This is a genomic window from uncultured Bifidobacterium sp., assembly GCF_949292005.1.
GTDB lineage: Bacteria > Actinomycetota > Actinomycetes > Actinomycetales > Bifidobacteriaceae > Bifidobacterium.
This window is the reverse complement of record NZ_CASEXV010000060.1, coordinates 38978-50729: the sequence shown is the minus strand read 5'-3', so window position 1 is coordinate 50729 and position 11752 is coordinate 38978. Positions and strand designations below refer to the sequence as shown.

The 11752-nt window shown below is 61.5% G+C and carries 7 protein-coding genes; 6 read left to right on the top strand and 1 reads right to left on the bottom strand.

The window, feature by feature from the left end:
• Window positions 1-66: 66 nt before the first annotated feature.
• Window positions 67-1344: a solute carrier family 23 protein gene (locus tag Q1X90_RS04525; protein ID WP_300766964.1), complete on the top strand. Its 1278-nt coding sequence runs from the start codon at window positions 67-69 to the stop codon at window positions 1342-1344.
• 41 nt (window positions 1345-1385) lie between these two features.
• Here the strand turns inward: Q1X90_RS04525 and Q1X90_RS04520 are convergent, their stop codons facing one another.
• Window positions 1386-2756: a glycoside hydrolase family 3 N-terminal domain-containing protein gene (locus Q1X90_RS04520; protein ID WP_300766962.1), complete on the bottom strand. Its 1371-nt coding sequence runs from the start codon at window positions 2754-2756 to the stop codon at window positions 1386-1388.
• Window positions 2757-2867: 111 nt separating this feature from the next.
• On the opposite strand from Q1X90_RS04520, the gene Q1X90_RS04515 reads away from it, so the two are divergent.
• The 5 genes from Q1X90_RS04515 (at window position 2868) to Q1X90_RS04495 (ending at window position 11751) form a co-directional block, all read left to right on the top strand.
• On the top strand, window positions 2868-6050 hold the full coding sequence (locus Q1X90_RS04515) for a UPF0182 family protein (RefSeq protein WP_300766960.1): 3183 nt from the start codon (window positions 2868-2870) through the stop codon (window positions 6048-6050).
• Window positions 6051-6192: 142 nt separating this feature from the next.
• Window positions 6193-6792 carry an aminoacyl-tRNA hydrolase gene (pth, locus tag Q1X90_RS04510; RefSeq protein ID WP_300766959.1) on the top strand — a complete coding sequence of 200 codons (600 nt, stop codon included), beginning with the start codon at window positions 6193-6195 and terminating at the stop codon, window positions 6790-6792.
• Between the two features lie 34 nt (window positions 6793-6826).
• On the top strand, window positions 6827-10372 hold the full coding sequence (gene mfd / locus Q1X90_RS04505) for a transcription-repair coupling factor (protein ID WP_300767027.1): 3546 nt from the start codon (window positions 6827-6829) through the stop codon (window positions 10370-10372).
• A gap of 46 nt (window positions 10373-10418) precedes the next feature.
• Entirely contained in the window at window positions 10419-11246 is an 828-nt protein-coding gene (locus Q1X90_RS04500; RefSeq protein ID WP_300766957.1) for a hypothetical protein, read from the top strand.
• A complete protein-coding gene (locus Q1X90_RS04495) occupies window positions 11233-11751 on the top strand; it encodes a PhzA/PhzB family protein (RefSeq protein ID WP_300766955.1) in 519 nt (172 codons plus the stop codon). Before Q1X90_RS04500 ends, Q1X90_RS04495 begins: the two co-directional genes overlap by 14 nt.
• Window position 11752: the final 1 nt, after the last annotated feature.

The window sequence follows — 11752 nt, the reverse complement described above, 5'->3', positions numbered from 1 at the left end:
GCCGCTACAATATCCCCCGACGTGACGGCGATGGCCCTCGCGTGGAACGGGCAAAAGGAGAAGAGGATGAACGATCTGTTCACGTGGAAACTGCATGGCGACGGCAAAACGCTCAGACCCGGCGAGGTGGTCGAGCCGGATGAGCGCCTCACATGGGGGCGCACGGCGGGAATCGGCGCCCAGCATGTGATCGCGATGTTCGGTGCGACGTTCCTGGTTCCCATCCTGACGGGCTTCGATCCGTCCACGACATTGTTCTTCACGGCGATGTCGACGGCATTGTTCCTTCTCATCAACAAGAACAAGCTTCCCAGTTATCTGGGAAGCTCTTTTGGTTTTATAGCCCCTATTCTCGCCGTGACGACGGCCAACAAGGGAATCGCGGTGGCCGGATTCGGCATCATGGTCACCGGCATCCTTCTCGCGTTGGTGGGATTGCTTGTCCACTACGCGGGGGCGAAATGGATCGACATCATCATGCCGCCGGTGGTCAACGGCGCTATCGTCGGCATCATTGGATTCAACCTCGCCCCTACCGTGTGGACGAACTTCAAGGCGGCTCCTGACACGGCCATCGTCACCTTGGTGGCCGTGCTTCTCATCGCGGTGCTTTTCCGTGGGCTTCTGGGACGGTTGAACATACTTCTCGGCGTGCTGGTCGGATACGTCTATGCCTGCATCCGCAGACAGGTCTCGTTCGACGATGTGTCCAAGGCCGCGTGGGTGGGGCTGCCGGCGTTCCATCTTCCCCAGCCCGACTTCTCGGTTCTTGCGATGTTCATCCCCGTCGTTCTGGTGCTTGTCGCGGAGAACGTGGGACATGTCAAGTCGGTGGCTCAGATGACCGGGCGCAACTATGACGACCAGATCGGCACCGCGTTGATGGCAGACGGCATCGGCACGGCAATCGCCGGATTCGGAGGCGGATCGGGAACCACGACGTACGGCGAGAACATCGGGGTGATGGCCTCCACCAAAGTGTATTCGACGGCCGCTTATTGGTGCGCGGCCGGATTCGCGCTGATTCTCAGCCTCTGTCCGAAGTTCGGCGCCATCGTCAACACGATTCCCGCGGGCGTCCTTGGCGGGGTGACCACGCTGCTTTACGGCATGATCGGCATGATCGGTGTGCGGATCTGGGTGGACAACAAGGTGGACTTCGACAAGCCTGTCAACATCATGACCGCCGCCGTGGTGATGATCATCGGCATAGCCGACTTCACCTTCGCCTTCTCCGGCGTCAAATTCAACGGCATCGCCATCGGAACCATCGTGGTGCTGGTCATGTACCACGGACTGAAGGCCATCGGACGGGCCACAGGAGTGGTGTCCAAGGACGACTGACATCCATCAGCGCAGTGCGTCTTTTGCGCAGTCCGTCTTTTCTACCGCGCCAAACCCATCAGATACTTGAGTGTCATAACCCGCACCGCGGATTGCTTCACGCGGGCCGCGAACGTGGAATCGGCACGCGCTTTGGCGATTATCCCGTTGAGAACCGGCTCGTTGTAGGACGGCGATCCCATGCACGCCAGATCGCCCCCCGCCTCGATCAATCTCACGCCAAGTTGGTCCACCGGAACGCCGCTCACAGCGGTCGCCGAAAGCGAGTCGGACGTGACCACCCCATCGAATCCCAGCGTGGAGCGGAGGAGTCCGTCGACGATGGTGGAGGAGAACGCCGCGGGGGACGAGCCATCCAGTTTGCTGTAGGTGGCCAGGTACATCATCACCATTCCGGGGTCCGCCGAAAGCGCGGTGGAGAATGCTCCAATCTCGGGACCGTCGGCGGTTGTGGACGTATCTTTGACGCCTGAGGCTGTGAAGTCGGTGTTTCCCTGGACCCCGCCCAAGCCAGGGAAATGCTTGATGGCACTGCGCACGCCGGCGTGCCGCAGTCCGCGGATGGCGGCGGCGGCATGAAGCCCGTTCCCTGATGCGTCAAGTCCGAAATCCCTGTTCAATGCTCCGATGGCGTCATTGGATGAGCGCAAGACCGTGACGGTGTCGACCACAGGGGCGAGGTCCACATTGACTCCCGCGGCCGCGAGCTGGGAGCCCCATCGTGCCCACGAGGATCGAAGCGCGGTTTGCGTCATCCCTCCCTGGGCCACCTGCGACGGGATGGAGTCGAAGCCATCTCCTTTGAGATGCTGGACGCTCCCGCCTTCCTCGTCGGTGGTGATGAGAAGAGAGTTCCCCGAGGGAGCGTAGGACTGCAAGGCATCCGTCACTGCGCGCATTCCTGCGGTTCCAATCGTCCAGTTGCCTATCAGCAGAACGGATCCCATATGCCTGTCGGAGATCAGCTGGCGGATGGTGCTCGGTGACGATCCCACGGTGAGCGTGGCCATGACCAGCTGGCCCGCACGCTCCTCCATACTCATTCCGTTCACAGCGGCGACGGCCTTGCTTCTGGCCTGCGCTTTGGTTAGGGTTGTCGTCGCGCTTGACTGTGACGTCGAGGTGGACGTGGGCGTGGAGGATGGTGTCGCGGATGGCGTGGATATGGCCGGTGCCGATGTTCTGTTGAGCGTGCGGTGGTCGAGAACAGGGCTTGTCGTCCGTGACGCCGTCGGCATGGACGTCGAAGCCGCCGTATGCTCCTGATGCGATGGTCGCAGTCCCGCGGCCCACGCGATGGACAGAACCGATATCACCAGCAGGACGGCGATGGCGGTGATGGTGGGCGCCAAAGCGCGGCCGAGCCCGCGGCAAGCATGATTCACCGATTGATGATGCCCTCTTCCCGACATGAACACCATGCTATAGCGATGGGAACAGAGATTGCGCGATGTTCCCATATGCTTCCATCCATGCGCTCTACGCCGGCAAGCGAATTCATGGGTGGTCGATACGCTGGAGATATGAAGAGAGAAGATTTCTGGGAGATTGTCCGTAAAAAAATTCGTGAGGCGTTCGGCGCTGGCCGCGGTGGGGCCGGGGATGATCCGGTGGTGACGGATGTGCGGGCCGATGGTGACCCTCCGACAGGTGGTCGCGGTCGGGGAGGAGCGGCCGCAGGTCGGTCCGGGAGGCGGTTGGCGGCAGGACGTCGCTCGTCATCGCGTGTCTCAGGGGCCATCATGGCGATTGTCGCCGTTCTTGCGCTGGCGGTGGGTCTGTTCCTTGGACTGGAACGCTTCATCACCGATCTTCTGTGGTTTGGACAGTTGGGATTCGCCAGCGTCGTGTGGACTCAGCTGTGGACCAAGGTCGGGTTGTGGGTCGTTTATGCGCTTTTGGTCGTCGTGGTCAGCTATGTGGCGGCCTGGTTGGCCATACGCGCGCGCCCGGATTCGGAGGATGGGTCGAGGGTCCGGATTAACGGCGACATCATCGAGATCGGACGGGGCATCAGCTCCCGCCGCGCGAGAAGGATCACCGTAGTCGTGTCCCTGATTGCGGGCGTCCTCTTCGGATCGCGCTTCAACTCCCATTGGGCGCAGATACTTCTTATGACGCACGCGCAGTCGTTTGGAGTCAAGGACGCGCAGTTCGGCATCGACAATGGCTTTTATGTCTTCGTTTTTCCCGGACTGCGTCTTGTCGCGTCGGCGCTAGTCTTCCTCGTGGCCGTTGGACTCGTGTTCTCCGTCGTCATGCACGCGCTGATGGGAGGAATCCGCGTCACCATGCCCACACGTGGCCACGGAGTCTTTTCCATGACCACGCGCGCCCGCCGTCAGATCGCCATCTGGCTCCTTCTGGTGATGATGTCGTGGTCCCTGACACAGGTGCTGGCCGTTTTCGGGACTTTGACCCAGAGCGGTGACAAGATCACGGGTGCCACATACGCCACCGTCCATGCGACCATCCCTCTGGGATCCCTTATGGCGGGGCTTACGGCCATTCTCGGAGTCGTACTGTGCGTGTGGCTGATGCGGTCGCACAGCATCGACGGCCCGGCGCCGGTTGGCGTGAGAATGTCCGCCGCGCTGAGGGCATGGCGCACCCCCGCGGTGGCGATTGCGTCGTTCCTTGCGCTCAGTCTTGTGTTCATGAACCTGTGGCCGGCACTATTGCAGCGATTCAAGGTCGATCCCAACGCCCAGGAGGCCGAATCGTCCTACATCCAGCGCAACATCACCGCCACGAAGCAGGCCTATGGCCTGACGAATGTGGTCACCAACGAGTACAAGGCCACCACGACGGGCAAGTCCGGGGCTCTTGCGCAGGATGCCGAAAGCACAGCCCAGATCCGTCTTCTCGATCCCCAGGTCGTGTCATCGACCTTCAAACAGCTTCAGCAGTCCAAGCAGTACTACACTTTCGCGGACACCCTTGCGGTGGACAAATATGATGTGGACGGAGTCAGCCAGGACACCGTCATCGCCGCCCGTGAACTGAATCTCGATGGCAACGACAACCGCAACTGGGTCAATGACCACACCGTGTACACGCATGGATACGGCATCGTCGCGGCGTATGGAAACAAGGTCACCACGGATGGTCAGCCGGAGTTCTTCGAATCCGGCATACCCACCAAGGGCAAACTCGCCGAATCGGAGAAATACGAGCCACGCATCTATTTCTCCCCGAACGCTCCTGAATATTCGATCGTCGGGGCGTCCAAAGGCACCGCCTCATGGGAATTCGACTATCCAACCGGGTCCGATGGCGCCACGACGACGTTCTCCGGCAATGGAGGGCCGAAGATCGGCAATCTCTTCGCACGTCTTCTGTATTCGATCCGTTTCGGCTCGGACCAGATACTGTTCTCCGACCGCGTCAACTCCGACTCCCAGATTCTTTATGACCGCAGTCCCAAGGAGAGGGTGGCCAAGGTCGCGCCATATCTCACGCTTGATGGTCGTGTGTATCCAGCTGTAGTCGACGGACGGGTCAAATGGATCGTCGATGGATACACCACGTCGGACGCCTATCCCTATTCACAGACCACAGATCTGGGGTCGGTGACTCAGGACTCCACCACGGAGTCATCGAGCACCGTCTCCGGACTCGCCTCGCAGAAGGCCAACTACATCCGCAACTCCGTGAAAGCGACGGTGGACGCCTATGACGGATCCGTCACGCTCTACGCGTGGGACACCTCGGATCCGGTTCTCAAGGCATGGGAGAACATATTCCCGGGGCAGTACCATCCGATCTCGGAGATATCCGGCGATCTGATGAGCCACCTGCGCTATCCCGAAAGCCTGTTCAAGGTCCAGCGCGAGCTGCTGTCCCAGTACCACGTCTCCAGTGCCAGTCAGTTCTTCTCGGGGGAGGACTTCTGGCAGGTCCCCGTCGATCCGACGGAATCACGCAAGGATCAGGATGACGACGTCCTCCAGCCGCCCTACTATCTCACGCTCAAAACCGGAGGAACGAGCAAGCCGGTGTTTTCGCTCACGTCAACGTATATCCCCGCGGGCAGCTCAACCAGGGAGATTCTCACGGGCTTTCTGTCGGTGGACTCCGACGCCGGATCGACCGCTGGGGTGAAGGGTGCGGGATACGGAACGATCCGGCTTCAGGAACTCCCCAAGGACTCCAACGTTCCAGGTCCCGGACAGGCGCAGAACAACTTCAACGCCAACGCCGACGTTTCGAAGGAGCTCAACCTTCTCGAGTCCGGCTCCACAAAGGTCACGCGGGGGAATCTTCTCACGCTCCCTCTGGGCGGGGGACTGGTGTATGTCCAACCGGTGTATGTCCAGTCGAGCGGATCCACCCGGTTCCCCCTGCTGAAGAAGGTCCTCGTCGCCTTTGGAGATCAGGTCGGCTTCGCCAACACCCTCGATGAGGCTCTGGATCAGGTGTTCGGAGGCGATTCAGGGGCGTCCGCGGGAGACGCCGGGAACAGCTCGTCATCCGGGTCGTCCTCCTCGCAGTCCACGAATGGGGACGCCACGTCGGTAGACTCCGGATCCTCCACGTCAGCGGACGCCAATCGGGAGAAACTGCGCGAACTTCTCAAACAGGCCAATCAGGCCATGGAGGATTCTCAGACCGCCTTGAAATCCGGAGATTGGACCGCTTACGGGCAGGCGCAGTCCCAGCTTGACGAGGCGTTGAGCAAGGCGCTTGAGCTGGAGCAGGATTAGGCTGTCACCGCGCGCTTCCGACATGCACGTCTGTCGCGGCCGGTAGCATGTGCGGCTGGAGTCCCATCCCGTCGACGAGAGGTGAACGGGATGGTTGATCATGGCGGGTGGAGCGAGGAACTCAGTAAGGAAAGAGAGTCGGATGGCTTCGGAGTTCTGGTTGGTTGTCGGACTGGGGAATCCCGGAAAGACGTATGAGGGGACGCGCCACAACATGGGATTCATGACGGCCGACGAGCTGGCTGGCCGGTGGTCGGTGTCCCTGTCCAATCACAAAGGACTCGCCGATCTGGGGCGTGGGATCATGCGCCTTGGAGCGGCCCCTGTCAAATTCCTCCTGGCCAAGCCTTTGACCTTCATGAACGATTCGGGGGACGCCGTGTCCTCCATAGCCACGTATTACTCGATAGCGCCGAACCATATCGTCGTGGTGCACGATGACATGGATCTGGAGTTCGGCCGCATCAAGGTCAAATCCGGCGGCTCCAGCGGGGGGCACAACGGCATCAAATCGATCGACCGATCGTTGGGCACGAACGATTACGCGCGTGTGCGCATGGGGGTGGGGCATGCGCGGCGGGGCGCGGCCGCCCATGAGAACGTGGTCGGATGGGTTCTTGGCGGATTTGATTCCAGCCAGAGGCGCATGCTCCCGGATTTCGTGGCCGACGGCGCCGACGCGGTCGAGACGGTGATGGTGGAGGGTCTGTCGCAGGCGCAGGAGAAGTTCAATGGCCGGTAGCACCGCGTCACAAGGCTTAGCCGATTCCCCGTCGATGTCCGCTCCCGCGCCCGGCGCGTCGGCTCATGCCCCGTTGGATGGATCGCTGTCTCCTCTTCTTGAGGCACTTCGTCAGGATCCGGCATTTCATGGTCTTGTCGATTCGACGGAGCATGACGACGAGGATCTGCTCATCCAGGCGGTGGGCGGGGTTCGTCCCGCTCTGACCGCGGCCATGGCCCAAAGGCTTCCGGTGGTGGTCGTGGTGCCATCCGATCGCCAGACGCAGGATACGATGAACGCGCTTCGTTCCTGGTATCCGGGTGATCCACACGACATTGCCGCGCTGCCGTCATGGGAGACACTGCCCCACGAGAGGCTGTCGCCGAGGGCGGACACGGTGGCCACGCGGATGGAGGTGTTCCGGCGTCTGCGACACCCCAGCAACGACGATCCGATGTTCGGGCCCATCCGCATTCTGGTCCTGCCGATCCGCTCCCTGATTCAACCGGTTGTTCGTGGACTTGGGGACGTCACGCCCCTGCTGTTCTCGCGCGGACAGGGCTTGGCGATGGAAGATGCGCAGAGGCGGCTTGTCGAGAACTCGTATTCTCGTGTCGATCTGGTCATGGATCGTGGCGAGTTCGCCGTTCGAGGGGGGATACTCGATGTCTTCCCGCCCACGGCGCCATTCCCAGTTCGCGTGGAGTTCTTCGGGGATGAGATCGATTCGATACGTGAGTTCCATGCAGCGGATCAGCGGACCTTCCGTGACGTGCCGTCGGCGGTGTGGGCCACGCCGTGCCGGGAGCTCCAGCTGACCGATTCGGTGCGTGCCCGGGCGAAATCGTTGGTCGGATCGATCGCGAACGCCGACGACATGCTCGAATCCATAGCCAATGCCGTGCCCGTTGAGGGGATGGAGTCGCTTCTTCCGGTTCTTGTCGACGATATGGAGCCGGTGTCGTCACTTCTGCCATCCCGTGCGTTGGTCATGTTGTTCGATCCGGACCGCCTTAGACGTGCGGCCGCGGATCTGACGGCCACGGCCAACGAGTTTCTCGCCGCGAGCTGGCATGTCGCGGCGAGCGGGCATGGTTCCGGAGCGCCGTTGAGTTTTGACAGGGCGAGCTTCCTGGACGTCGATGAGATCATATCCTCCTTGGAGCTGTCGATGCGCCCGGTGTGGAGCGTCACCGATTTCAGCGTGGATCCCCAGAAACCCGGACATATGGTTCTTGACGCCCATCATCCCGATGAGTTCCGTGGCGATGAGGGTCGGGCCAGAACAGGTCTGTCGAAGCTGATGGAGGAGGGATACGCGGTGACTTTGACGGCCGCCGCGCAGGGCACTTTGAACAGATTGTCCCGTATGGTGGCCGCGGTGTCGTCCACCCGGTTCTCCGCGGTCCGGTCGCAGGCGGAGGATGGGTTCATCGACCGCGCGGCACATGTGGCGCTTCTCACGGAGCGTGATCTGACCGGTCGTAACGGTGTGGCGGGAACCTCCTCGGCACCGAAAAGACGCCGACGGGCGATCGATCTCATGGAGCTTGCCCCGGGCGACTACGTGGTCCACGAGCAGCATGGCATCGGCCGGTTCGTCGGCATGCGGCAACGCAGGGCGGGGGCGTCGTCCTCCGATGCTACGAGGGAGTATCTCGTCATCGAATACGCGCCATCCAAGCGCAACGCTCCTCCCGACAAGCTTTTCATCCCCACCGACCAGCTCGACCAGGTCAGTAAGTACATAGGGTCCGACGCGCCGAAGCTCAATCGTCTGGGTGGATCGGATTGGGCCGCGACCAAAGCCAAGGCCCGCAAGCATGTTCATGAGATCGCGCAGGATTTGGTGCGTCTCTACTCCGCCCGTCAGCGTACGCAAGGATTCGCCTTCAGCCCGGACACTCCCTGGCAGAGGGAGTTGGAGGATGCCTTTCCCTATCAGGAGACCCCCGACCAGCTCACCACCATCGACGAGGTCAAGGCCGACATGGAGCGTCCCGTGCCGATGGACAGACTCATATGCGGCGATGTGGGCTTCGGAAAGACCGAAATCGCGGTGCGAGCGGCGTTCAAGGCAGTGCAGGACGGCAAGCAGGTGGCTGTCCTCGCGCCCACGACGCTTCTTGTGCAGCAACATATGGAGACGTTTTCGGAGCGCTTCGAGGGCTTCCCGGTCACGGTCGCCCCCTTGAGCAGGTTCCAGACCCCCGCGCAGATCCGCGAAACGGTCGCTGGTTTGGAGAAAGGGTCGGTTGATGTCGTGATCGGCACCCACAAGCTTTTGTCCCCGAAGATCCGCTTCAAAGATCTGGGTCTGCTCATCATTGACGAGGAGCAGCGCTTCGGAGTCGAGCACAAGGAAAGTCTCAAGGCGTTGCGGACCAACGTCGATGTGCTGTCGCTGTCGGCGACCCCCATTCCCCGGACTTTGGAGATGGCCGTCACGGGGATTCGTGAGATGTCCACCCTCGCCACGCCTCCGGAGGACCGGCTTCCCGTTCTCACCTACGTGGGAGGCTACGAGGACGCCCAGGTGACCGCGGCCGTGCGGCGGGAGATGCTCCGCGGCGGTCAGGTCTTTTATGTCCACAATCGCGTGGAGGACATCTCGTCCGTGGCGGAGAAGATCACATCGCTTGTGCCGGGTGCGCGCGTGGGAATCGCCCACGGCAAGATGGGAGAGAAGCAGCTGGATCAGATCATCAGGGATTTCTGGCACAGGGATATCGACGTGCTGGTGTGCACCACGATCATCGAGACGGGATTGGATATATCCAACGCCAACACGCTGATTGTCGACCACGCCGACAGGTTCGGGCTCAGCCAGCTTCACCAGCTTCGCGGACGCGTGGGGCGTGGACACGAAAGGGCGTACGCGTACTTCCTGTACGATCCGGCACGGCCCATGACGCAACAGGCGCATGACAGGCTCGCGACCATCGCCCAGCACACGGCGTTGGGATCGGGCTATGACGTGGCGATGAAGGATCTTGAGCTTCGTGGAACCGGCAATCTCCTCGGAGACGAGCAGAGTGGGCACATCGAAGGTGTGGGATTCGACCTTTACGTGCGAATGGTGTCGCAGGCCGTTGACGAATACAAGAACCCGGGCAAGGCGGAGCCGGTCTCCGTGAGCGTCGACCTTCCCGTGGAGGCGTCGATTCCCGTGGAGTACATCGACTCCGACAAGCTGCGGCTGGAGGCATACAGGAAGCTGGCGTCGGCGCGCACCGGCGAGGACCTCACCGATCTGCGGGAGGAGCTCACGGACCGTTACGGGGCGTCTCCCCAGGAGCTCGACGATCTTTTCGCGATCGCGCGTATCAGGGCACGGGCTCGGGATCTGGGAGTCGAGGAAATCGCGTCGCAGGGTGCCAAGGTGCGTGTGCGGCCGATCGACGTCCCGGATTCGGTCATGATGCGGTTGGAGCGCATCTATCGCGGCACGCAGTATCGTCCTGTCACGCGCACGCTTCTTGTGCCGGCGCCATTCGGCGGATCTCTTGGCTCCACCCCGATGGATTCGGCCTCGGTGATCCGGTGGGTCGATGCGCTGTTGGATGATGTGATGTGGAAGCCGGCGTCACAGGGGTGAGCGGGGCTGCGTTGGGAATGCGATTGGCGGGGGAGGATGGTCTGCGGTGACGCGACACGATCATGAGTTGGCGGGGAATCGCGGGTCGGCGAGAGCTGGTATCGGGGCGAGGATTCGTGCGTGGCCCCGTCCGTCTGCCGTCTCGGATCATGTGGGCGGATCGTCCTGCGAATCCGGGGCCGGCGGTCCAGGAGGCCATGTGCTGATCATGCCCGGCATCGGATACACGGTGGACAGGCCTCTGTTGTACTGGGCCGCCAGGGCTCTGTCGTGGGATGGCTGGTCCGTGGACAGGCTGTGGCTCGATCTTCCCGATGTTGTGGATTTCCCGCGCACCATTGATCGCATGAATGGTCTTGTCGATTCATGGGTGTCGGGGATCACGTCATCTGGGCATGATGATGATTCTGTGATGGTCGTGACGAAGTCGCTGTCCACCCTCACCTACCCGCATCTGGTCGATAGGGGGTTGCCGGCGGTTCTGCTCACGCCCGTCCTCAATCCACCTCCCTGCGATCCTGCCGAATCGGTCATCACCGTGCCGGATTCCGGGATTTCCTCGTCCGATGCAGCCCCCCTGCTGTGCGCAGGTGACGCCGATCCGTATTTCGATGGGGCAAGGGCGGCGTCGTTGACGGGACAGGGACTCGTACGGGTGTATCCGAAGGCCAATCATTCCATCGAGGTGAGCGGGGACTGGTCCACGTCGATCCGTTATCTGCGTGATGTGACGGAATCAATCGTGCGATATGGGAGTGTCGTGCGCGGAGTGCGGCGCGGTCATTCGGAGGATGGGGAATCCCTTGTCCACACGGCGAATGATGCGGGGACGAGGGATGCGCGGAACGGGGGGATCCGAGATGAGCATGAATGACCGCAGTGAGGCAGACGATGGCCGAATCGCATGCGACGACCGGGCCGTGGACGATGATCGCGCCGCGGATAATCGCACCACGGTGGAGAGGTATCTCTCCTCCGGACACGGCGAGGCCTTGCGCAGACGGCATGAGCTTTTCACCGAGGATGGCATCTCGGGATTGTGGACATCGGATTCAGGGCATCCCGTCGCGGTTCAAGGACGTGAGCGGATCGCCGAATATGATGTGTGGTCGAGCAGGCATTTCCCCGATTGGACGTGGAGGAACGTGCGCGTGTGGACCACGGACGATCCCGACTGGCTGTGGGCCGAGGCCGACGGAGGGGGAACAGTGATTCTTCCCGGGCATGATCCCGTCCGCTATGACAATCATTTCCTCTACTCATTCGAAATGAGGGAGGGACTTATCTTCCGTGAACGTGAGTTCATGAATCCCGTGGTGGAGATGAGGGCGTTGGGAATGACCGTGCCGACAATCGATCTGGGTGAGTTCCCCCAGTGAT

Coding starts and splice junctions, on each gene's coding strand:
- Q1X90_RS04525 (WP_300766964.1), top strand. CDS start 67: ATGAACGATCTGTTCACGTGGAAACTGCATGGCGACGGCAAAACGCTC.
- Q1X90_RS04520 (WP_300766962.1), bottom strand. CDS start 2,756: ATGTCGGGAAGAGGGCATCATCAATCGGTGAATCATGCTTGCCGCGGG.
- Q1X90_RS04515 (WP_300766960.1), top strand. CDS start 2,868: ATGAAGAGAGAAGATTTCTGGGAGATTGTCCGTAAAAAAATTCGTGAG.
- pth (WP_300766959.1), top strand. CDS start 6,193: ATGGCTTCGGAGTTCTGGTTGGTTGTCGGACTGGGGAATCCCGGAAAG.
- mfd (WP_300767027.1), top strand. CDS start 6,827: ATGTCCGCTCCCGCGCCCGGCGCGTCGGCTCATGCCCCGTTGGATGGA.
- Q1X90_RS04495 (WP_300766955.1), top strand. CDS start 11,233: ATGAGCATGAATGACCGCAGTGAGGCAGACGATGGCCGAATCGCATGC.